This is a genomic window from Streptococcus sp. 2022WUSS083, assembly GCF_044427155.1.
GTDB lineage: Bacteria > Bacillota > Bacilli > Lactobacillales > Streptococcaceae > Streptococcus > Streptococcus hashimotonensis.
Window position 1 is genome coordinate 163,096 of sequence record NZ_JAOTGK010000003.1, and the last position, 22,994, is coordinate 186,089.

The following is a 22,994-nucleotide window of genomic DNA, read 5'->3' on the forward strand; positions in this document are numbered from 1 at the left end:
ATTAGGAGTTTGTATGTTATTAGAAATCAATCATTTAGAAAAAGTTTACCGTACGCGCTTTTCAAAAGAGGAAACTCGTGCCTTGCAAGATGTGGATTTTAAGGTAGAAGAGGGCGAGTTTATCGCTATCATGGGGGAAAGTGGTTCAGGTAAGACGACTTTGCTCAATATTCTAGCAACCTTGGACAAGCCAACTCGTGGCTCTGTTCTTTTGAACAATCAAGATATTACCAAAATCAAGGAGAGCGAGCTGGCCGATTTTCGCTTGCGTAATCTTGGCTTTGTCTTCCAAGATTTTAATCTCTTGGACACCCTGTCCATCCAAGACAATATCTTTTTACCTCTGGTATTGGCACGTACCAGCCATGAGGAAATGGAAAAACGTTTGAAAGCTTTAGCTCCAAAATTACGCATTCAAGATTTGCTGAAAAAACGTCCCTTTGAACTTTCTGGTGGACAAAAGCAGCGCGTGGCCATTGCTCGTAGTTTGATTACCCAGCCACAGATTGTCCTAGCGGACGAACCGACAGCTGCCCTAGATTACCGCAATTCGGAAGACTTGCTGAATTTGTTTGAGGACATCAACCTAGATGGACAAACCATTCTCATGGTGACCCACTCAGCCAACGCAGCCAGCCATGCCAAACGGGTTCTCTTTATCAAGGACGGTCGCATTTTCCATCAACTATACAAGGCAGGCAAGAGCAATCAAGACTTTGCCAAGGAAATTTCGCTCAATATGTCTGCACTTTTAGGGGGTGAGTAGATGTTTTACCTCAAACTTGCTGGGCAAAATATCCGAAAATCCATGGGTGTTTTTGCTCCCTTTGTTTTAGCCAGTCTGGTCCTCTTTACCTTGATTTGTTCTATGTTCTTGCTCATGCTGAGTCCAGTTATGAAGACCATGGGCTCAGGTGCCATTTCTATCGGTCTTGGTGTTGTTGTTCTGACCATTTTCTCACTGATTATGGAAATATACAGCTTTAATTTCCTTATGCAACAACGGGCGAGGGAATTTGGTCTCTATAACATGCTGGGGATGAACAAGAAAAAAGTAGCCTTGATAGCCAGCCTAGAATTGATGATGATATTCTTACTGGTTGTGGTTCTTGGTTCTGTCTTAGCTGGTGTGTTTGCAAATGTTCTCTACTTGATTTTTGTCAATATAACACATTATAGTGATTTGCATTTTGGAATAGCCCCTTTGGCCTTTGTCATGACCGCCTTTCTCTTTGCTGGTATCTTCTTTCTCTTGGAATTGCTAGCCATTCGGACCATTGGTAAGACCAGTCCGCTGATTTTGTTCCGAGCTAGTGAGAAAGGGGAGAAGGAGCCAAAAGGCAATGTTCTTCTAGCTGCTCTTGGTGTAGTGGGACTGGGTATTGGATACTACCTATCACTTTCATCTAAAGCAGAAGGTGTAGCTCTTATCTTTCGGTTCTTTATCGCTGTGCTCTTTGTTATTGCGGGGACCTATCTGTTCTACATCAGCTTTATGACTTGGTATTTGAAGGCTCGTCGAAAAAACAAGCGGTATTTCTATACGCCAGAGCATTTCATTACGACTTCGCAGATGATTTTTCGGATGAAGCAGCACGCAAAGGGTTTGGCTAATATTACGCTACTTGCGGTCATGGCCTTTGTGACCATTGCAACAACGACTTCACTTTATACTGGCATGTCAAGCATGACAAGTGGTCTTTATCCAAAGGAAACATCTATTACCTACAAAGTTGCGGATAGAAGTCAGGGTGAAAGTGCCTATCAGCAATCGGTGCTCAGCCATTTTCCAGAAAAAGCGGAAGATAGTCTGTCCTACCTGACCTACCAAGCTGGTCTGGTCTATGATGGTGGGAAAGAGATTGTCATTAGTCCAGAGACTATTGCCAATAAAGAGATTGTCATTAGTCCAGAGACTATTGCCAATCCAAACTTTAGCAAGATGGCCTTTACCTACTTCATCACCCAAGATGATTTCAGGAAGTTGGGCAATGACCTGCCAGAGCTGGCTGCCAATCAAGTTGCCTTTATGCGTCCGAGTGAAAAACCATTGCTGAAGAAGCTTGTTTTGGGCGATCATACCTTTGAGAATGTAGCCAATCTTGACCAGGCTATTTTCCCAGACATCACCAATACGCTCAATGCTGCCGTTATGGTAGTCAGTGATGACACTGTATTGAATACTGTTCGTGAGTATTATGAGTCCAATAATCCGCAAGGCTATCAGGTTAGCCTGGACTACCGTGTCTTTACCGACTTGACTGATGAAGAGGTTACTTCAATTGGTGAGCAAACTGGGGACTCTTATAATATCAACGATGCAAACGGAGAATTCCTAGGATATGCTATGCAAAAATCCGATTTCAACAATTTACTGATGGGCTTTAGAGGCGGTTTCCTCTTTACAGGTTTCTTGCTGGGAATTAGTTTCCTACTGGGTGCAGCCTTGATTATCTACTACAAGCAGTATTCGGAAGGGCATGAGGACAAGAAATCCTACAAGATTCTACAAGAAGTGGGCATGAGTGCAACAGCAGTCAAAAAGACCATTAACTCGCAAACACTTACGGTCTTCTTTATGCCACTAGCTATGGCGACCTTGCATTTCGTGATTTCTCTTGTTATGCTTAAGCAAATGCTATTGACCCTTGGTGTCACCTCTTCGCTTATGATTTATACCGTCAGCGGAATTACCCTACTGGCAGTCGCTCTGATTTACTTTGTCATTTACAAGTGGACTAGTCGCACCTATTACCGCATTATTGAACGGTAGAAGAAGTCTCGCCTTGTGCGAGATTTCTTGCATTTTCAGGGAAATGGTGTTACAATGGTAATACCAAAGGAATAACAGAAGAGGTGAGAAAATGGCAGCTATTACATTGAAAGTTTCTGAGCAGGACAAGCTCTTTATGCAGGCTATGGCAAAGTTTGAAGGTGTGAGTTTGTCAGAACTCATTCGGACCAAAACCCTTGAAGCCCTTGAAGATGAGTACGATGCGCGTGTGGCAGATATCGCTCTAGCTGAATACGAGGCAGACTTGGCGAACGGCATTGAGCCGATAACATTAGAACAAATGGCTGAGGAGTTGGGCATTGAGTTATAAGGTTATTTTGTCTGCTAAGGCCCAAAAGCAAATTCGAAAGTTGGATAAAACTGCTGCAAGTTTGATTTTGCGGTATCTTTATAAGCATATTGACGGGTGTGACAACCCCAGACAATACGGAAAAGCTTTGACTGCCAATCGTTCTGGCCAATGGCGGTACCGTATTGGCAATTATCGGGTCATCGTCAGCATTGAGGATGATAAATTGATCGTAACAGCCCTTGAAGTCGGGCATCGAAAAGAAGTATATAAATAAAAAGCCAAGACCTGTGTCCTGGCTTTTGCAGAATGAAGAAGATGAAAAAAGAGAAGATTTATATTGTTGAAGATGATGAGATGATTGTCCAGCTCTTGAAGCAGCATCTGGGCAAATCTTATCAGGTAGAAAGTGTGCAGAATTTCCGAGCTGTCAGTCAGGAAGTTGCTGAAATTAAACCAGACTTGGTGCTGATGGACATTAGCCTGCCTTATTACAACGGCTTTTACTGGACGACAGAAATCCGTAAAACCATGACCATGCCCATTATCTTTATCTCCTCTAGCGATGATGAGATGAATGCGGTTATGGCTATGAACATGGGTGGTGATGATTTTGTGTCTAAGCCGTTTTCTCTGGGGATTTTGGATGCCAAAATCGGTGCCTTTCTGCGTCGGGTTAATCAATTCAGCAAATCGAGCGATTTGTCTATTGACCAGTTTCAACTTAGTTTGGACGGGCGATTTTCAAACGAATCGGAACAGGTTCAATTGTCTCCTACGGAAACCAAGATTTTATCAGCTTTACTAGAACGACAAGGGCAGATTGTCAGCAAGGATGAACTCTTGGAAAAACTCTGGGAAAATGAAGAATTTATTGACCAGAATACACTCAATGTCAACATGACCAGATTGCGTAAGAAGGTGAGCGAGGTCGGTTTTGAACGTATTCATACTGTTCGTGGCGTGGGGTACTTGGTCAAATGATAGCAAAATTTATCCGCGAATACCGGAGTTTTTACTTCTCCTACATTGTTCTGGCTACTAGTTTTATCTTGCTTTTCTTTCTCTATCAACTGCCCACCGAATTCTTGCAAAACGCTCTGCTATTGTCCCTAACCCTTATCATCCTACTTACAGTAGGCCTGTTCTGGAAGTTTCGCAACCGCATGAGAGCCTTGGAAGACTATATCCATGAAGAAGCTCTGCCCCTGCTGAATAAGCCTGTGGACCTTGCCTATCTCAACTTGATTGAGTTAGAGAAGGAGTCGACGCGGGAGCAGCTTTTGGTCTATAAGTCACGAGAGGAAGACCTGCAAGCTATGGTCAAAATGTGGTCCCACCAGATGAAAGTGCCTCTGGCTGCCCTGTCTTTGATGAGCCAGACTGACAATCTCAACCAGCAGGATGTCAATTACCAGCTTTTGCGCTTGGATAATTACATGGCCAATCTCCTCAATTACCTCAAACTGACCAACCATGCCAGCGATTTTCGATTTGAGCAGGTGGAAGTAAGAGAAGTAGTGGTCGATTTGGTCAAAAAATACCGCAATCAGTTCTTGCAAAAAGACATTTCGGTGACCATCAATGGAAATTGGCTACTGAAAACCGACAGAAAGTGGCTTAGTTTTGCCTTGTCACAGATTATTGACAACGCCCTCAAGTACAATAAGAATGGTGGTAAGGTGGCCATTGAATTGAATGAGGGAATTTCCGTTACTGATACGGGAATTGGGATTCTGGCAGAAGACCTTCCTCGCCTGTTTGACGAGGGATTTACAGGTTTTAATGGCCGAGAACACCAAAAAGCGACAGGATTTGGATTGTATCTGACCAAGCGGGTCTTGAATCAGTTGGAACTAGCTATTTCCATGGAAAGTCAACTGGAAGTTGGGACAACTGTAAGCATCACTAAAGTACAGTAGAAGCTGTGCTTTTTTCATTTTGAAACCGCTTCGAAAATATGATATACTAAATTTAGTTTGAATTAGGAGGTCACTATGTCCCATCATCACGCCTTGCAAAATGGATCGGATATTCGCGGTATTGCGATTGCAACAGACGAATATGCTGTCAATCTCACTCCACAAGCCACCAAGGAAATCGTCCGTGGCCTGATTCATTGGCTAACTCAGAAGCCAGAACTGGCTCAAGCCTATCAAGAAGGACAGCTCAAGATTGGTATCGGTCGAGACAGCCGCCTCAGCGGTCCAGATTTGGTTTCAGCCTTTACAGAAGAAGCTGTTCGTCTGGGCGTTCAGCTGATTGACTTTGGCATGGCCACCACGCCAGCTCTCTTCATGAGCACCCAGTATCCTCAGTTCAAGTGCCACGCTGGTGTCATGATTACTGCCAGCCACCTGCCCTATTACTTCAACGGTATTAAGATTTTTTCGGAAAATGGCGGAGCAGAACATGAAGATATTGACTTCATCCTCGCACACAGTGAAGAGTTGCCAGCTTCTTCCCTTGGAAGTATCACCAGTGCAGACCTGATGACGCCTTATGCCCAAGACTTGGTTGGTAAAATTCGTACCGCCTGTGGTGGACAAGAAAAACCACTGACAGGTCTTAATATCATCATCGATGCTGGAAACGGTGCGAGCGGATTCTTTGCTGAGAAAGTGTTGGCAGAGCTAGGAGCAGATACCACAGGCTCACAATTCCTAGACCCAGACGGCACCTTTCCAAACCATATTCCAAACCCAGACAACAAGGAAGCAATGGAAAGCATTCGTCAGGCTGTCTTGAAGCAAGGTGCAGATCTTGGTATTATCTTTGATACCGACGTTGACCGTGCCGCCCTGGTCACCAAGTCCGGTCAAATTCTCAACCGTAATAACCTGATTGCCGTGCTTAGCCAGATTATCCTAGCTGAACATCCAGGAACCAGCATTGTGACTAATTCTCCAACAACTGAACACCTTAAAGTCTTTATCGAAAGCCTGGGTGGCAAACAAATTCGCTATATTTCAGGCTATCGCAATGTGATTAACCGTGCTATTTTAGCTAATCAAGAAGGAGTTGATTGCCAGTTGGCTATCGAAACCTCAGGACACGCTGCCTTTAAGGAAAATTACTTCCTCGATGACGGGACCTATGTAGCGGCTAAGATTCTTATGCTCTTACCCAAACTGCAAGCGGAAGGCAAGTCCTTAGACGACTTGATTGCCCAGCTTAAACAACCGCTGGAAACCCAAGAAGTGCGGTTCAAACTGGAAGCCGCAGATTATCGAGCACTTGGTGAACAGGTCATTGCTGACCTCCGCCAAACCAGCCTCGAAGGCTTTGCTTTTAACCCAGAAAACGAAGAAGGAGTGCGGTTTGACCTGACCGATCCTTATGGGGACGGCTGGTTCTTGCTCCGAATGAGCCTCCACGAGCCACTCTTGGTCTTGCAGGTGGAGAATGACCAGATAGGCTATATTCCTGCCGTTTTACGCACCCTCTCAGCCTTTTTGGACCAGTACCCAGCAGTCAATCAGAAAAAATTGAAAGAATTGATTTAATGGAAAAAGGAGTAAGTTTGAGCTTACTCCTTTGTTGGTTTACATAATTAAATTTACGCAACATCACAACTGATCAAGAGCATTTTTCTGCTCATCGTTGACGATATGGGTATAGAGATCGGTGACCTGGGTATTGGCATGGCCCAGTTGGTGACTGACCAGAACTTGCGACTTGGTGGCGTCGTAGAGCCGTGTTGCCAATGTATGACGGAGTTTGTGGGGGGTTACGCGTATCTTGAAGTCCGCAGAGTACTTGGCAACCATTTTTTCAATAGAAGAAGCATCGATACGATTGGGTAGACCACGGTATTCGGACAGGAAGAAGGCTGTATCCGTTTTTTCAGCCTTGTAGCGTTGCTGACGGATGCTCATATAGGCTTCCAGATAGGGCTTAGCAAACCCAGCCACATTGACCGAGTCCCGCTTGCCACCTTTACGTGTTACCTCAATCATCATCATCTTGAGGTTTACATCTCGAAGATCCAAATTCACCGCTTCTGACAGACGGACGCCAGAAGCCAAGAGAAGCGCCAGAATCGCCAAATCCCGCTCCTTGTTTTTCTGGAAGGAGGAGAGGGCACGCTTGGATAGCTTGACCTGGTATTCCTTATCTACATAGTCCAAAAACCCCATCGTTTCATCTCCCAAAAATAGCTTTTGCTTGATGTTCTCAGCCCGCGCTGCCAAGGTTTCCTTCTTCTTCTTAGTAGATACCTTTTTCATGACATTGCGGTAGAAGTAGGGTTCGCCCTGCTCATTTTCCACTTCTTCGGTTAAATACTTGAAGAGACTAGAAAGTGCTGACAGAGTACGGTTAATGGTGGTCTGCGACACACCATTCTGCGTGGTATTGGCGTTCAGTAAGGGACGCTCCCGCAGATAAAGAATGAAAGCTTCCATATCTTTTTTTGTCAAATGTTCCAGAATATCCAACGGAATGTCAGCAATCCGTTCCACAGATACCAAATCCGAATCTTGTAACCACTCAAAGAATCGACGATATTCCTTTAGATATTCGTACAAGGTTGTAAAACTGTAAGGTACAGCCAATTTTGACTGATAATATTCTAGAACATACCAAGGCATAATTTCTTTTAGTTGATCAATTTTTTCCAATAATAACTCACGACGCATGTATTTCTCCTGATTTTTAGTTATATGAGTAGTATAGCATAACCTTATATAAGTTTCAAGAAAATTATAGTTTTTCGGAAAGATGTGTGTAGGGATATTTTTAATATAACCAAAGATAGAGAGATAACTGGAAATTTTTTTCACACCCAAAATCCCAAAAGTCTACATTATTTCTTGGTAAACTCACTTAGCATTAGAATTTCCTCCGCAACCTCTTCTGGCTTCAAACTGTCTGTGTTTAACCTTTGCCCCGGAATGTGACTTTCAAAAGCTTTTAAACAAACATCAAGATGTCTCTTGGCCCAGATGTTGTCTTCATTGACTCGATTATCTAAACGTTCCAAAATGGTTGTTTTGTCAGCTAACAAAATATAATGTTCCAAAGGAATCTTATCCTGTATCAATTGCTGAGTAATCTCCTGATAATATTCTTTCTTATAGATTGTCATGGGAATAATAATAATCTTATCGGTTTTAGTCGCTAAATCAAATACTATTTTATAAGTACTCCGTCGCCAAACGGAATAATCTTGAAAATCTTCAGGACATACAGTCTTAGGTAATTGATGTTGTAAGAAATCGCCTAGTAACTCGGGATCATAGAGATATGAGTTTTCTATTCGTTTGTGTAATATATTTGCTAAAGTAGTCTTTCCGACACCGAATGGGCCATTTAACCAAATAATCATATGGTATTCCTTTCTATTTTTACAAAAAAAGTTTACACAAAATAAATTATGTAAATTTTTTTGTTTTATAAAATCAGTAAAACGTACAATACTAGGACACTAATGATACTAAATAGCGAACCAATTAAATAGTATTCAGCAAAGGCTTGGCTTTTGGATATTTTATCATAGCGTGCGATGGATTTTGCTGTGAATACCAGTCCGATAGCTGTGTATTGCCCCAGAAGTAGAAAAATCCCCATTATGAGGCGCTCCAATTGTCCAATCAAGGCTCCTGCACCTGTGACAGTCTGCTCTTCTTCTCCTTCCGCTACCTGATATTTGCTAAAGTAGAGTTTGAAAAGAATATTGACGGGTTTGCTGATTAGGAGTATAAAAAGGATTTGCAGGAGGAGATAATTTGGTTCAATCCAGAGTGAGTGTGAAGCGACATTAACACCGATAGTGTGATAAAGAATGATGATTGAGATGATATGTAGCAATTGATCAGCTAGGAATGCTCCAGCTTCCCAGGAGTCCTTTATCCAATGGTGTTTGTTGAGAAAATATTTGACATAGTCAATTGCAAGATGGCTCAGCCAAACTTGAAAAAATAAATCTCCGTTTTGAACGGGGGTAAGTAAGGCTAGAATAAGAAGAGGGAGAGAAACAATGAAAAGGTGCATGAAAAGAGCTTTCAAATGCAGTTTTTTAGCATCCGCCAGTGCTTGACTTTGGAAGGTGAAATCACTTAAAAAGTGGGCAATAAGCAAGGCGGTTAAAACTGGATGTTGAATAAGATAGCTAGAAATAACTGAAAATGACATGCTTTATCCTTCTTTCTGACTGAGCTGGAGAATCAAATTCATGGCAGTTTGACGATTACGCAGGTAGAGTTTGATTCCGCTGGATTTCAAACGTTTGGTAAAGGCGCTTTGACTGAGTTTCATTTTCTCAGCAATTGGTTTTTGTGTGAAATCTTCTTGATAGATTTTTCTGGAGATTAAGGTCTCAAACAGATCCGTTTGCGAACGATTCCAGGCAGCTTTGATGAAATCACTAGAAGTTAGCAAGGGGTTAATCACACGATCGATTTGCTTGTATTCAGATGAAAATGCAATTTTGCTGGTGCCATAGTCATGGTTGTCATGAATGAAGTCAATAGCCTTGCGTGCTTCCCAATAAGCTGGACCATCTGCTCCAATACTTAGCTTGGGATCGATAGCTGTCAGAATCTCACCCAAACCAATTCCAAATCGAATCTCCACCTCATCACGAAAGGCTAATTGGATTTGGTCAATCATCAAAAAAATATAAGGGTTAGGCTTGCATAAGGCTTGAAACTCATCTCCCTTTGTAATGGTAAATGGCGATGCGAAGTCCTGAGCGAAGGAATGATTGATTCTATTCAGCTGCTGTTTTAGCCGCTCTTGAATACTAGAGCGGTTGGAAGTTTGTTTTGAATTGACAATATCTCCTATTATTGCGATATAATTCATAACTTGTCCTCTGATTTCTATTATATTTCTATTATAACGGACATTATAAAGATTGTCTACCAAAAAGGACATTTTTGGTTATTTCCGTTATAATGGAAAGTTTGTGAGTTCAAAAAACATTTTTTCTGCTTTGCTACTTCTATTTTATATTGCTGTATCTTATTTCTTCGAATAAAAAGTAAAAAAGAAGAGATTATTTTCTCTTCTTTTTGGCTTTCTTGATTTTATTGGCTTGGCGTTTCATGGCTTGTTTCATAGCAAACTCTCCGATTCTACCTTTCAAACCGCCTCCAAACATTTGGGACATGTCTGGCATACCAGCTCCTCCCATCAGTTGGCTCATATCAGGCATTCCTGCACCGCCCATCATATCTTCAAGAGCAGACATATCCATACCGTTCATATTTGGCATGTTTTTAGGGAGATTATTTGGGTTGATTCCCATTTGTTTCATCATTTTGTTCATGTCGCCTGACATGACACCCTGCATCATGGTTTTCGCTTGGTTGAAATCCTTGATAAATTTATTGACTTCGACAAAGCTATTTCCAGAACCGTTAGCAATACGACGACGACGGCTCGGTGTCAACAAATCAGGATTTTCTCGTTCGGCTGGTGTCATAGAAGATACGATAGCTCGTTTTCTTGCAATTTCACGCTCGTCAACTTTCAAGTTGGCAAGGGCTGGGTTACCAGCCATACCTGGAATCATCTTCAGCAGGTCTTCCATTGGTCCCATATTCTGAACTTGGTCCAGCTGATCAATGAAATCGTTGAAATCAAAGGTATTCTCACGCATTTTTTCAGCGAGTTCTAGTGATTTCTTCTCATCATATTCTTTGCTGGCTTTTTCAATCAAGGTCAGCATGTCGCCCATGCCCAAAATACGCGAGGACATACGGTCTGGGTGGAAAGTTTCAATATCTGTGATTTTTTCACCAGTACCGGTGAATTTGATTGGCTGACCAGTAATGTGACGGACAGACAAGGCTGCACCACCACGTGTATCACCGTCAATCTTGGTCAAAATCACACCAGTAATAGCCAGTTGATCATTGAACTCACGCGCAACGTTGGCAGCTTCCTGACCAATCATGGCATCGACGACCAAGAGGATTTCGTTTGGCTGAGCAAACTCTTTGATTTCTCTCAATTCGGCCATAAGGGCTTGGTCAATCTGCAAACGACCTGCCGTATCAATCAGAACGTAGTCATTATGATTAGCTTTGGCTTGTTCTAAACCTTGGCGTACAATCTCCAGGGCAGGGACTTGATTGCCCAACTCGAATACAGGTATATCAATTTGTTGACCAAGGGTCTTCAACTGGTCAATGGCAGCTGGACGATAAATATCGGCAGCAATCAAGAGTGGACGGGCATTTTCTTCCTGCTTGAGTTTATTAGCCAACTTACCTGTGAAGGTCGTTTTACCAGCCCCCTGCAATCCAGCCATCATAATGATAGTTGGAATTTTTGGTGATTTGATAATTTCTGAAGTTTCAGAACCTAATACAGCCGTCAATTCTGCATCAACGATTTTGATGATTTGTTGAGCGGGGTTCAGGGTTTCAATGACTTCATGACCGATAGCACGTTCACGTACTTTTTTGATGAAATCTTTTACAACTGGAAGAGCAACGTCGGCTTCTAGTAAGGCCAGACGAATTTCCTTGGTTGCTTCCTGAATATCACTCTCAGAAATTTTCCCCTTACGACGCAGATTTTTAAAAACATTCTGTAAACGTTCTGTTAAGCTTTCAAAAGCCATATACTTCTCCTCTTATTCTCTATTATCAATACTGGTTAGAATAGCGATTTTTTCCTTCAAATAAGCATCTTCTGGATACTTATTCAGCATTTCATCGAAAATCTGGCTACGCACTACATAGTCAGAATACATATGTAGTTTCATCTCGTAGTCTTCCAGTAATTTTTCTGTTCGTTTAATGTTATCATAGACCGCCTGACGGCTGACTTGAAATTCTTCAGCAATCTCAGCCAAACTGTAATCATCGGCATAATAGAGCTCGATGTAGTTCATTTGCTTGTCTGTTAGCAAGGCTGCATAGAATTCAAATAAGGCATTCATTCGGTTGGTTTTTTCAATTTCCATAAACTTTATTATATCAAAAATTCCATATTTTATAAATAAGAAAATCCGTCATCACTAGAAAGATTACGGATTTTAAAAATGTTTTACATAATTATTTTTATGTTAATTGTTTTCTAAATAGAATTCGAAACGTTCCCCAACATACTGACTATTTACAAATTCAAATGCTTGACCATCCTCGAGATAAGATACCTGTTTTAGTGCGAGAATAGCCTGGTTTTTAGAAATTTGTAAATATTGAGCCACTTTTTCATTGGCTAAACGCGCAAAAATGGTTTGTTTGCTCGTTCCAATTCGATAACCATTGTCCATAAGTGTTTTAAAGAAATGGTTGGTAACATCTTCTTTGGGGACATTTTTTATCAAGCGTTCAGGAATGCTGGCAACCTCATACACGACGGGAACATTATCTGCATAGCGGACCCGCTCCATTCGAATAACATACTCGCCACGGGATAAACCTAACTGTTCAACTTCTTTTTCATTAGGTTTGGTTCGTGTATAGGACAATAATTTGCTACTTGGCGTCTTTCCTTGGAGTTGTACTAATTCAGTAAAGGAAGTCGTGCCTCGCATCTTTTCTTGAACCCGTGTACTGGCGACATAAGTACCGGAACCAATCTTGCGTTGTAGAATACCTTCTTCCACTAAAAGTGTGATTCCTTGACGGAGCGTCATACGAGAAACACCAAATTCATCTGCTAAATCGCGTTCACTTGGTAAACGTTGACCAATTTTCCAGATTCCGTTATCGATTTGTTCCTTAATTTTATCGTGAATTGTGATATATGCTGCTTTCATTTATCTAGCCTTTCTCTTCTTTCTAGTTTACCAAAAATAAAGGCGTTTGGCTAATTCAGGCCACACTCTATTGGTAAAATTCTCCTAGGCAAACAATGAAGTCAGATTACCTAAAATAAAGTGAGTAAAAACAATAAAAATACGAACACTAACATTTTTATTATCACTCATAGTTTGCAAAACAGATATTTAACAAATAAAATTTGGAAAATGTTCGCTTTTATGTTAAAATAACTACTAGTATTTGAATTTTTTTCAAAACGAAAGGGAAAAACATGACAAAACAAGATGTCCAAAAAATTATTGTATTGGATTATGGTAGCCAGTACAACCAACTTATTTCACGTCGAATTCGTGAATTTGGTGTCTTTTCAGAATTGAAAAACCATAAAATTACAGCTGAGGAAGTCCGTGCTATCAATCCAATTGGTATCGTTCTTTCAGGTGGACCAAACTCTGTCTACGCAGAAAATGCCTTTGATATTGATCCAGAAATCTTTGAATTGGGTATTCCTATCTTAGGAATTTGCTATGGTATGCAGTTAATTACCCATAAATTGGGTGGTAAGGTTGTTCCTGCTGGTGAGGCTGGAAATCGTGAATATGGTCAATCAAATCTTCAACTGAAGACTGAATCAGCGCTTTTTGCTGGAACACCAAAAGAACAGCTTGTACTCATGAGCCACGGTGATGCAGTAACTGAAATTCCTGCTGATTTCCACCTGGTTGGTCTGTCTGCTGACTGCCCTTACGCGGCCATTGAAAACACGGAACGCCGTATCTACGGTATCCAGTTCCACCCAGAAGTTCGTCATTCCGTATATGGAAACGATATTTTGAAAAACTTTGCGTTTGGTATCTGTGGAGCCAAAGGCGACTGGACAATGGAAAACTTCATCGAAACAGAAATTGAAAAAATCCGCCAGACTGTTGGGGACAAGAAAGTCTTGCTCGGTTTATCAGGCGGTGTGGATTCATCTGTTGTTGGTGTGCTTCTTCAACGTGCTATTGGTGACCAATTGACCTGTATCTTCGTTGACCACGGTCTTCTTCGTAAGAATGAAGGCAATCAGGTTATGGAAATGTTGGGCGGTAAATTTGGCCTCAATATTATTCGCGTCGATGCTGCTAAGCGTTTCTTAGACCTACTTGCTGGCGTATCTGACCCTGAGAAGAAACGTAAAATCATCGGTAATGAATTTGTTTACGTATTTGACGATGAAGCGAGCAAGTTGACTGATGTTGAATTCCTAGCGCAAGGAACGCTTTATACCGATATTATCGAGTCAGGAACGGATACTGCTGAGACAATCAAATCTCACCACAACGTTGGTGGTCTACCAGAAGATATGCAGTTCAAGTTGATTGAACCGCTCAATACTCTCTTTAAGGATGAAGTTCGTGCCCTCGGTACTGCTCTTGGTATGCCGGATGAAGTTGTATGGCGCCAACCATTCCCAGGACCAGGTCTTGCCATTCGTGTCATGGGTGAAATCACTGAGGAAAAACTTCAAACTGTTCGCGAATCTGACGCTATCTTGCGTGAGGAAATTGCAAAAGCGGGTCTTGACCGCGATGTGTGGCAATATTTCACGGTTAATACTGGCGTTCGCTCCGTAGGTGTCATGGGAGATGGTCGTACCTACGACTACACCATCGCCATCCGTGCTATCACTTCTGTCGATGGAATGACAGCTGACTTTGCCAAACTACCATGGGATGTTCTTCAAAAAATCTCTGTCCGTATTGTAAACGAAGTCGACCACGTCAACCGCATCGTCTATGATATAACAAGTAAACCACCAGCAACAGTTGAGTGGGAATAATGGAGAGGCTTGATTTACCTTCAAAATAGCGATTCTACAGCAGTTTAGCAGGAACAAACTAGTCTAAAAAGGGTGAATCTTCGTTTGATTCCCCCCTAAATCCCCCCGAAAAAAGAATTAGCTAGAAATTTTTTCTGGCTAATTCTTTTTATATACTATTGATTTGTTTCAAATCCGTCATCAAATTCTTCACTGTGATAAGAACGTTCGTCTCCATCGTTTTCAAATGTTTTTGAAAATAATTCATCAGTATTTGCTGAAGTAAATAGATTGTTAAAATTCGTATACCTATTTGATTGCAAGGCATTCCAGTCATCCCCTAGAGGTATTTTTTTAGGTAACTCTTTCGCCTCCCCTTTAAATACTATTGAATCACAACAAAAAAGGCAATCAACTAAGTTTTTCTTAATTGATTGCCTGGTATCTTCTTAAAGACTTGAAATCCCCTCAAAAACCCGATATAATGGGTTTACAGATATTTAAGTATCTGATTAATAAAGTAATTAAATACTTTACCAAATTTTGGGTCTCGACTTCTTTAATTGATTGGTGGTAATCAATTAAGGCTCGCAGTTAAAGTTTCTCAGGCTTTAACTGGTCGTGGCTCTTTTTTTGTATTCTTTATTCAGTTCGTTGTTTCGTTATATCTAGTATATCGCTTTTTAAAAAAATAAGCAATGATTTCGTGCATTATTCACACGAAATCATTGCTTTTTTCTTCTTCCATTTCTAACTCCAATGTTACTTGTTCTGTTTCTGGTTCTGGTTCTGTTGGCTCATTTGGGATTAAATCCACTACTAGCGTTGAGTTAGTTAACTTTGCAATTTGTTCTAGTGTTTTTATGGTTGGATCTGATTTTCCTGATTCTATTCGTGAATAATTTGATCTACTCATTTCTAATTCTTGGGAGAATTTTTCTTTTGATTTGGTACCTCTCATCTTTTTTAAGCTTTCTCTAAATGCTAGTTCCAAGTTTCTCCCCCCTCTTTTTGTGTCATAAAATTCACGCTTTATTTAAATTATAGCTTTTAATATCTTAATAAACAAGTGATTAATCACTTGTGATTTGTGATAAGTGATTTGTGATTAATATATAAAAGCCCTCTTTAAAGGGCTTGCAAATACTTTTGCTAGTTTGTTGCTTAATTCTACAAACATTGATTGAGCAATCAATTCTTCAACTTCTTCTTGAAAAATTCTAAATAATATATCGTGGTCAGTCCTGTACTGGCCATTTAACTTATCAAATTCTTCAATCTGTTCAGAAAAAATATTATTTTTGTATTCTACAAAATCATATGTTCCCTTTAAAAACGTTGCTACAGAAGCTATTTCAAGCTCTTTTTCATTGAAATAAATTTTCATAACATTGCACCCTTCGGATTTTAACTTAAAACTCTGAAACCTACTAATTAGCATGTGAGACAACTTATATAACTTGAATATTATATAATTTCATAAATTCGGATTCGTATCATTATCTGTTTTTTACACATAAGTTTATAGCAGATATAATGAATGTAGATTAACGTTAATTGATTTTTTAACTCTTTGTAGAATATTTTAACACATAAGTATACTACAAAAAAGACCACGAACAATGAGAGGAAAATTAAGAATGAAAACAAAAAAACTAAGTCCTTCAGTTTTAGCAAGCGTTGTGACTGATGTTAGTAAACCATATTACTTATTGTCTACCGACTATACTTTGAAATTTAAGTATGATGATAATGGTAGGACCGATAAAATCACAGGGTACAAATACTGGTTTATACAAGATAATTCAGAGCCGTTTCAAGTTGCACTTCCAGCAGAGTTAAACAAGAATCTAAAAATATTCATTGGATATAAATTTCAGAATTTAGAAGCTTATGATTTCAATGGTACGATTTATTTCAGAGCTGAATCAATTCAGTTATTTGAATAAAAAAAGAAAGGTAAACTGAAAAATGAAGATAACTTTGTTATCGACTGTCGCTGAGCATACATTACAAAATGAAGCAACTGACTTTGACATTGCTCTCATCACTTACAGCGAAATGTCAAAAAAAGACTTCAAGTTACAATGTTCAAGTAGTCTAGAAGACATGATAATCGGTCATGAAGAGCGTGAAAAAGCACCAGTCTATTTAGTGCTAAAAAATAAATTTACTGGTGAATATTGTGATACTTCTTCTGTTTTACGACTACAAGAAAAGCTGTACAATGAGCAACTTGAAAATACAAAAGCTGATTTAAAAAGAACAGAGTCAGTATTAACTTCTAGAAATGCAGAGTTAAATCGATTGCTCAGTGACAAAGAAAAAGTTGAGAAAGATATTTCAAACGCTATTAGAGAACGTGCAAGTGTGAATCAAGAAATACGTGTTCTTGAACGAGATAAGCGCAAAGCAGAAAAGCACTTTGCAAAATCACTTGGAAAACCATTCTATACTACAGGCTCTTCTCGTGACCCTTTTCAAAACGTTGGTTCACAAGAAACAATTATAATTGAGGAAATTCGTCCAGGTCGAGGAGGAAATTTTAATTACGCTGATTTCTTACTTATTATTGACCCATTCAATGCTGATGCTACTGCTTCCAGCCGTTTCTTTGATAAACCAATTATTGCGACGACAATAATAATAAACACCCCATTTTCACCTTTTCAATTTTATGAATCAATTAGTAAACAAGCTGGCTTTGATAAGAAAATTGACACTGTGATTCAGCTCATTAGACGGATTACACTGCTTCAAGAAGTAACTGATAAATCTATTATTACATACAAATTCGATAACGAAAAAAATAAATATGTAGAATATGAGCGAATAGACAATCCTTACTACGAGTCCGATAAAGATAAAATTGAATTTAATTCAGATGTTTATAACAAATATAAAGAAATGACTCTCAAAATTTCACAGGAGGAAGATGATGACAGACAGAATGATTGAAAAATCCCATCTTATAAAGATGGGGTTTACAAAATACCAAGCCACAGGCATTATCAAACAAGTTAAGCTGAACCTTGTCAATCAAGGTTATTATTTGTATAATAACAAGAGACTTGGTATTGTTCCAGCTTCTGCTGTCGAATCTTTTATTGGAGTAACAATTTCAGAGGAGACAGAAGAGAATGGCAAACAAAACCCAACAAAAGACTAAGTATCCAGGTGTTTACAAGGACCTAAAGTCAGGTAAATTTTTTTACCAGATTGAGTTAGGTACAGACAAAGCAACAGGTGAGAGAATAAGGAGGAAAAAATCAAAAGATAGATTCGGGAATATCTTTACATCAGCTCTTCAAGCACATAAAGAAGTTACTAGAATAAAAAGAGAGTATCATAAGGTAGATGGCTATTCTTTTTATCATATGAAGTATCGAGAATTTATGGACACAGTATATATACCTTACTATCGTTCATATGTCGAGACCTCAACGTTTAATACTAGATATCCAGCTTTACAACTTATTATTGAAAAATTTGGTGATATAAAACTACGTGAAATAAGCGTGACCGATGTTGATAATTTTAAGATTTGGCTACTGACAGATGAAAACAATGGAGGCTCAGGTTACAGTCAATCATATGCTTCCCTAGTTTTTGGTATGTTTCGTAAAACACTTGATAAAGCTGTCGAGAGAAATTTTCTTGAATACAATATTTCAAAAAAAGTAAAGGCAATTCCGAAAGGAAAGCAAATTGTCCCTTATTGGACAAGGACGGAATTCGAGTTAGTCTTGCAACAAATATGCCTAGATGATGTATATGAACATTTGTGTTTTGTAATGCTATATTTATATTATACGACTGGTATTCGAGTTAATGAAGGAACTGCTTTGTTTTGGAGTGATATTGCATTTGAGCAACAACAATTACGCATCCACCACATGCTTGAGGTTCAATCAAGAAAAAAATACATTAGAAAAGAATATACAAAAACAGATGATGGCAAAAGAATCATTGAATTAGATGATACAACTGTCAGTATATTGAGACAATGGCGAGAAATACAAACTCAAATAGGACTTGGTAAAGAAAATGACTTTATATTTACTTACGATGGTTACCCTATGATAAAGTCAACAATAAATCGAATATTAAATAGATATGCAGAGCTTGCGGGCGTTCGTAGGATTCAACCTAAAGGTCTAAGACATAGTCATGCAAGCTATGTTTTAAATGAGTTAAAAGCTTCTATTCTTGCGCTTTCAAAGAGATTAGGACATTCAAGTCCTGAGATAACTTTGCGTCACTATGCTCACTTGTACAGTGGTGCTGATAAAGAGATAGCCCAGTTACTCACTAATGCAATTAACATACAAACTGCACATGAAACTAGAGTAAAATTTAATGGAAACCAACATATGAAAAAATCAATCCCCCCTAAAACACCCCCCTTTGATGTATATACTACTTCTAATCCCTTGTCCCACAAGGGATAGGAGGATACCTGTTTCAATTGAGTGGGAGTAAATTAGTCCAGTGGACTAATTTACCCGACGCTTAAAAATAAAAAAGCGTCGCTGATCTGGGAAATCAATTAACCCGATGCTCCAAAATAGGAAAGAGTCTTATAAAAAAACAATCAAAGAGTAGTTTAGTGCTACTACTTTGATTGTTTTTTTTGTTTTCTAGCTTAAAGCTCTAACTAGTACCGTTTTGGAGGGGATACAAAATGCGATGTAATGATGTCATCCAGTTGTTCAGCAATACTTGCAAACTGCAGGTTTAAGTCTAAATTTTTGACACTAATTTGGTTTCCATGCATTTGGTAGACCTGGTTAGGTTGAATATCTATATCGGTTTTAGCGTATAGAAGCATTCCTGCTACTGTATCGTTTGTATCTGACAGGCGATAAGCCTGATTTTTCACATAGGTAAAAATTTGGTATAGATTATTTGAATGGAGTGTGCGCTTATCAAAGCGAATCTGTGTGTTACTAGAATAATATTTAGCATCAATAATCAATATAGTATCTTTATATTTGAGGTAAATATCACTTTGCATGATGGGGAGCATTTCTCCAAAAACATCATCTAGTGCCCAAGGTATCTGAGAGGCGGTAACCTGTATTTGGGGATAATGCTTTTTATAATATCCAAGAATGAACTTCTCATATAGCAAGGATTCCCTCCGCTCATCAAGAAAATTCATCAATTTCTTATTCCCCTCCCTCTCTGTATGAATTAATCCATTCACTACCAAATAGCAGATTGACATTAGTAATTGATACGATTGATTGTTTCGATTATATTGTAAATTCCAATTGATTGAGTGTAGATTAATTTTTGAGACTTCTCCAAAGAAAACTAAGAGTTTTCTCAATTTCTTTTTCCTGTCCCTGCTTATATCAGCTTTTAGCAGTATATCAATGCTTGCTTTGATAATGCGATTCATTCTACTGTCAAGAGAAAAATCATCGTATTGGCAAACAAGTTGCTTTCTACGCCAATTCGGAGGTGTTAAAGATTCAGAGATATTTATTTTACCTTTAAGAGCCGAGAGTGACTCGGTTTGAGAACGATACTCTCGACCAAGTCCTCTTTTCACCTGTATCGAGAGGCTGATTATCATTATTTCCGCCAGTAGATCTGCAGCATTTTTAAATTCTTCAGCAGCAATCCGTTTATATTCCTGCTTATGAAGGATTTTGAATGGGTAGGATAGCATATAGTAGATATTTTGGACAGGTATCACTGGATGGCACTCCTTAACTTACTACTCCAATCATGAATTTTTGTCGGTTCATCAAACCAATATTCTTTCAAGAGGGGAATCAGTTCATATTCAACAATGGCTTCTAGCAAACCTTGGTCCAGTACTTCTGCCGATAAACCGCAGAAGTAACTATGCCCAATACAGAAGCTATCTCCCAGTACTTCCTCTGTTGAAATGGCCTGATTTAGCTTTTCTACACAGGAAATGAGTCTATCGAATTTTTCGTTTTTCAGATTTGTTTGATAATCTTTGAATCCCGCAGTTGAAAAACCTGGCTTGATGTCAAAGAAGGCAAAGCGTCGTCTCAGTGCATAATCAAGTAGGGCTAAACTCCTATCTGCGGTATTCATCATGCCGATGATATATAGATTTTCTGGAATTGAGAATTGCTCATCCGAGTAGAGGAGCTGTAAAGACTTGCCTCGTTTGTCATTTTCTATCAGCATAAACAATTCACCAAAAATTTTGCTCAAATTTCCCCTGTTTATTTCATCAATAATAAAGAAATAATCATGACTCTTGTCAGACTCTGCTTTTTTACAGAAAGTATAGAATGCCCCTCTTCTCAGCTCAAAGCCATTTGTCGAAGGTCTAAAGCCCATGATGAAGTCCTCGTAGGAATAGCTTTGGTGAAACTGAATTGTCATGACCCTTTCTAAATCTGGTTTACCCATTAATGAAAATGCTAGGCGTTCTGCAACAAACGTCTTTCCAACTCCTGGCGCTCCTTGTAAGATGATATTCTTTTTCATTTGGAGTATGGAGGTTAATTGATCATACTCTTCTTCTGTCATATAGACTTCTGATAGGAAGTGATTTTTCGTATAGCTATCTTCTACTACCTCTTCACCACCTATCTCGTTTCCAGTATCAGTTTCATCAGCCAGTGGAGAAATTGCTCCAGCACTTCTTTCCTTCTCTTCTTGATTGATCTGTTTAGAGTATTTCCAAGCCATGGATGATAATTCTTTAAAATCTTTCAGTTTGCTCTCTGCACTGTTTAAATAATGATGCATAGAGTCCGAGATATAAAAATAATCATCGGCAGAAATTTTTGACTTCATCTTTGGTAGTTTTTTGATGACATCAGTAGGAATCTCTCCAGATTCGTACACATACCACTTATTTCTGCTATCTAAGTTCAAGAAAAAGTCAGGAGCAATCCAATACAAGGCCATCGTAATCTTGCTGTTGCCATTTCCTTTCTTGTTTATAGCCAAATCAAAATAGTGTGAAAATTTTTCTTTCTTCTCAGCCGTAGGCTCCTTGCTATAGGTCAAAGCAGCAATGAAAAGTTCCCATAAGTCATCAATATCTTTCTCATCACGATCTCCGATAAAGTAATAGAAAGTCGCATTCTGATTCATCAGTACTGGTATGCTTTCAAAAGAGGATGGGATTTCCGTTTGGAGGTTGAATAATTCTGCTATAGCTGTCAGAATTTTAATGCGATTCTCCTCTTTTATTTGCTTGTTGAAGAGTCCAAATATCGTAAAAGGATCAATATCTATCAGTTGATTGTCCTTTTCTAACGTGGGCATATGTATCTTGGTTTTGGTATAGATAGCTTTTACTTTCTCAACCAGCTCTGCTCTATTATCTTTATAGTCTACCAATTTCCAAGCAAATTCCTTATAAAAGTTTACCCAATTGAATTGATTTTGTTCATCCATAGTATCCTCCAACGGTGTTGTATCTACACCTATTAAATTATGAGTTCGAATTTACCTATATTTTATCATTAAACATTCCTGTCGTAAACTTAGAATTTATATACTTGTGCAACTGTTTAATGCGGTACCTTAAAATAGTTGCTTTTGATATTTTTATATGATAATATGTGACTGAAAACGTTTTAGAAAGGTGTGATGGCTGTGCTGAAATACTCGAAAGTGCTGTTACTTGTCTTGCTTATTGCCACTGGTCTATCTTGTATCGGAATCTACTGGCTCGGAAAAGAGCAAAATAGACTATTAAATGAGCAGTGTCATGCCTTGAACATACGCATTATTAATGATCTGGGAACAAAAATTGATGCCATTGGTGGTCCGCAAAATCCGCGTATCATTGGATTCTTTCAGCAAGATGACACTACTGCTATCAGCCAGCGGATTGGTACAGCTTCTGAGGAGGAATTGAAAATAGCTAAACCTGACAATCTATTCCAGAAAGAGTGGATTGTTCTCTATCCTCAAACGCGCAGCAGTCCCTTTGAAAATACTTCTGCCTATGCAGTAATGAAAACCAGTATCAAGGCCGACTGGCTCCATGTGACTACTTCGTCAGAGACGGAATTAGATATTTTTTATGAGAAGGCAGATGAAAGCTTGCTGACCTTGGAAGACTTGGTGCAAGACAAGGAGAGTTTTCGTGCTAAACTAAAAACAATCCTAGTTTCAGCTAAAAATGAGACTGAAATTCAAGTTCAAAAAGATATTTTAGAAATGTTCGAGAGTGATGATTGGTCTGCTATTCCCTTTGCTTACACTGAAAAATCTCTGATATTGGAGAAAGCTGTCATTTCAATTTCTGCATTTGTAGATAGTCTAAATCCCTACTATTTTTCAGAACAAACCCTTGCAGATTTGCGTTTATCAGAAGAATCGCGCCAGGCTTTAGAAGATTCGGTAGATAAGACAATGATCACCTATCCTTGA

General features: G+C 39.2%; 24 protein-coding genes. 13 read left to right on the top strand and 11 right to left on the bottom strand.

Features of this window, described 5'->3' with window-relative positions; all coding sequences use genetic code 11:
• Positions 1-13: 13 nt before the first annotated feature.
• From ODU41_RS04805 to ODU41_RS04835, 7 genes are all read left to right on the top strand, one after another.
• Positions 14-766, top strand: a complete 753-nt coding sequence (locus tag ODU41_RS04805; protein ID WP_024410062.1) for an ABC transporter ATP-binding protein — start codon at positions 14-16, stop codon at positions 764-766.
• Positions 767-2,773: an ABC transporter permease gene (locus tag ODU41_RS04810; RefSeq protein WP_398578715.1), complete on the top strand. Its 2,007-nt coding sequence runs from the start codon at positions 767-769 to the stop codon at positions 2,771-2,773.
• 91 nt (positions 2,774-2,864) lie between these two features.
• Complete coding sequence (gene relB, locus ODU41_RS04815) at positions 2,865-3,104, top strand: type II toxin-antitoxin system RelB family antitoxin (protein ID WP_024394016.1); 240 nt, start codon at positions 2,865-2,867, stop codon at positions 3,102-3,104.
• Positions 3,094-3,360, top strand: coding sequence for a type II toxin-antitoxin system RelE/ParE family toxin (locus ODU41_RS04820; RefSeq protein WP_024418294.1), 267 nt, complete (start codon positions 3,094-3,096; stop codon positions 3,358-3,360). The genes relB and ODU41_RS04820 overlap by 11 nt, the downstream gene beginning before the upstream one ends.
• A 41-nt stretch (positions 3,361-3,401) precedes the next feature.
• A complete protein-coding gene (locus ODU41_RS04825; protein ID WP_170241218.1) occupies positions 3,402-4,067 on the top strand; it encodes a response regulator transcription factor in 666 nt (221 codons plus the stop codon).
• Positions 4,064-5,005: a sensor histidine kinase gene (locus tag ODU41_RS04830; RefSeq protein ID WP_257384414.1), complete on the top strand. Its 942-nt coding sequence runs from the start codon at positions 4,064-4,066 to the stop codon at positions 5,003-5,005. Before ODU41_RS04825 ends, ODU41_RS04830 begins: the two co-directional genes overlap by 4 nt.
• Positions 5,006-5,080: 75 nt before the next feature.
• A complete protein-coding gene (locus tag ODU41_RS04835; protein WP_398578716.1) occupies positions 5,081-6,589 on the top strand; it encodes a phosphomannomutase/phosphoglucomutase in 1,509 nt (502 codons plus the stop codon).
• 63 nt (positions 6,590-6,652) lie between these two features.
• Here the strand turns inward: ODU41_RS04835 and xerS are convergent, their stop codons facing one another.
• The 7 genes from xerS to ODU41_RS04870 form a co-directional block, all read right to left on the bottom strand.
• Positions 6,653-7,723 (bottom strand): tyrosine recombinase XerS, encoded by a 1,071-nt coding sequence (gene xerS, locus ODU41_RS04840; protein ID WP_398578717.1) that lies wholly within the window; start codon positions 7,721-7,723, stop codon positions 6,653-6,655.
• A 167-nt stretch (positions 7,724-7,890) separates the two neighbouring features.
• Entirely contained in the window at positions 7,891-8,412 is a 522-nt protein-coding gene (locus ODU41_RS04845; protein WP_398578718.1) for an AAA family ATPase, read from the bottom strand.
• Between the two features lie 65 nt (positions 8,413-8,477).
• On the bottom strand, positions 8,478-9,218 hold the full coding sequence (locus tag ODU41_RS04850) for a DUF3307 domain-containing protein (RefSeq protein ID WP_024385217.1): 741 nt from the start codon (positions 9,216-9,218) through the stop codon (positions 8,478-8,480).
• A 3-nt stretch (positions 9,219-9,221) separates the two neighbouring features.
• Positions 9,222-9,890 carry a SatD family protein gene (locus tag ODU41_RS04855; protein ID WP_105179813.1) on the bottom strand — a complete coding sequence of 223 codons (669 nt, stop codon included), beginning with the start codon at positions 9,888-9,890 and terminating at the stop codon, positions 9,222-9,224.
• Between the two features lie 193 nt (positions 9,891-10,083).
• On the bottom strand, positions 10,084-11,658 hold the full coding sequence (gene ffh, locus ODU41_RS04860; RefSeq protein WP_398578719.1) for a signal recognition particle protein: 1,575 nt from the start codon (positions 11,656-11,658) through the stop codon (positions 10,084-10,086).
• A 12-nt stretch (positions 11,659-11,670) separates the two neighbouring features.
• Positions 11,671-12,003 (bottom strand): putative DNA-binding protein, encoded by a 333-nt coding sequence (locus ODU41_RS04865; RefSeq protein WP_014735854.1) that lies wholly within the window; start codon positions 12,001-12,003, stop codon positions 11,671-11,673.
• Between the two features lie 102 nt (positions 12,004-12,105).
• Complete coding sequence (locus ODU41_RS04870; RefSeq protein WP_002943214.1) at positions 12,106-12,804, bottom strand: GntR family transcriptional regulator; 699 nt, start codon at positions 12,802-12,804, stop codon at positions 12,106-12,108.
• Positions 12,805-13,079: 275 nt separating this feature from the next.
• On the opposite strand from ODU41_RS04870, the gene guaA reads away from it, so the two are divergent.
• Positions 13,080-14,630 carry a glutamine-hydrolyzing GMP synthase gene (gene guaA, locus ODU41_RS04875; RefSeq protein ID WP_398578721.1) on the top strand — a complete coding sequence of 517 codons (1,551 nt, stop codon included), beginning with the start codon at positions 13,080-13,082 and terminating at the stop codon, positions 14,628-14,630.
• Positions 14,631-15,324: 694 nt separating this feature from the next.
• Here guaA and ODU41_RS04880 read toward each other — a convergent pair.
• Positions 15,325-15,603 carry a helix-turn-helix transcriptional regulator gene (locus tag ODU41_RS04880; protein ID WP_024407057.1) on the bottom strand — a complete coding sequence of 93 codons (279 nt, stop codon included), beginning with the start codon at positions 15,601-15,603 and terminating at the stop codon, positions 15,325-15,327.
• A 114-nt stretch (positions 15,604-15,717) separates the two neighbouring features.
• On the bottom strand, positions 15,718-15,996 hold the full coding sequence (locus ODU41_RS04885) for a hypothetical protein (protein ID WP_398578722.1): 279 nt from the start codon (positions 15,994-15,996) through the stop codon (positions 15,718-15,720).
• Between the two features lie 253 nt (positions 15,997-16,249).
• On the opposite strand from ODU41_RS04885, the gene ODU41_RS04890 reads away from it, so the two are divergent.
• From ODU41_RS04890 to ODU41_RS04905, 4 genes are read left to right on the top strand one after another with little or no spacing between them, the layout of a single operon-like run.
• The gene (locus tag ODU41_RS04890) at positions 16,250-16,558 is read left to right on the top strand and encodes a hypothetical protein (RefSeq protein ID WP_024417958.1); all 309 of its coding nucleotides are present in this window, start codon (positions 16,250-16,252) and stop codon (positions 16,556-16,558) included.
• Positions 16,559-16,580: 22 nt separating this feature from the next.
• Positions 16,581-17,567: a hypothetical protein gene (locus tag ODU41_RS04895; protein WP_398578723.1), complete on the top strand. Its 987-nt coding sequence runs from the start codon at positions 16,581-16,583 to the stop codon at positions 17,565-17,567.
• A complete protein-coding gene (locus tag ODU41_RS04900) occupies positions 17,545-17,778 on the top strand; it encodes a DUF3173 domain-containing protein (RefSeq protein WP_050573319.1) in 234 nt (77 codons plus the stop codon). Before ODU41_RS04895 ends, ODU41_RS04900 begins: the two co-directional genes overlap by 23 nt.
• Positions 17,750-19,060: a site-specific integrase gene (locus ODU41_RS04905; protein ID WP_024417955.1), complete on the top strand. Its 1,311-nt coding sequence runs from the start codon at positions 17,750-17,752 to the stop codon at positions 19,058-19,060. The genes ODU41_RS04900 and ODU41_RS04905 overlap by 29 nt, the downstream gene beginning before the upstream one ends.
• Before the next feature lie 206 nt (positions 19,061-19,266).
• Here ODU41_RS04905 and mcrC read toward each other — a convergent pair whose 3' ends face one another.
• Together mcrC and ODU41_RS04915 are read right to left on the bottom strand one after the other, a co-directional pair.
• Complete coding sequence (gene mcrC, locus ODU41_RS04910) at positions 19,267-20,316, bottom strand: 5-methylcytosine-specific restriction endonuclease system specificity protein McrC (RefSeq protein WP_398578724.1); 1,050 nt, start codon at positions 20,314-20,316, stop codon at positions 19,267-19,269.
• On the bottom strand, positions 20,313-22,010 hold the full coding sequence (locus ODU41_RS04915) for an AAA family ATPase (protein ID WP_024385213.1): 1,698 nt from the start codon (positions 22,008-22,010) through the stop codon (positions 20,313-20,315). Before ODU41_RS04915 ends, mcrC begins: the two co-directional genes overlap by 4 nt.
• Before the next feature lie 195 nt (positions 22,011-22,205).
• Here ODU41_RS04915 and ODU41_RS04920 point away from each other — a divergent pair, with 195 nt between their 5' ends.
• Positions 22,206-22,994 (top strand): hypothetical protein, encoded by a 789-nt coding sequence (locus ODU41_RS04920; protein WP_024385212.1) that lies wholly within the window; start codon positions 22,206-22,208, stop codon positions 22,992-22,994.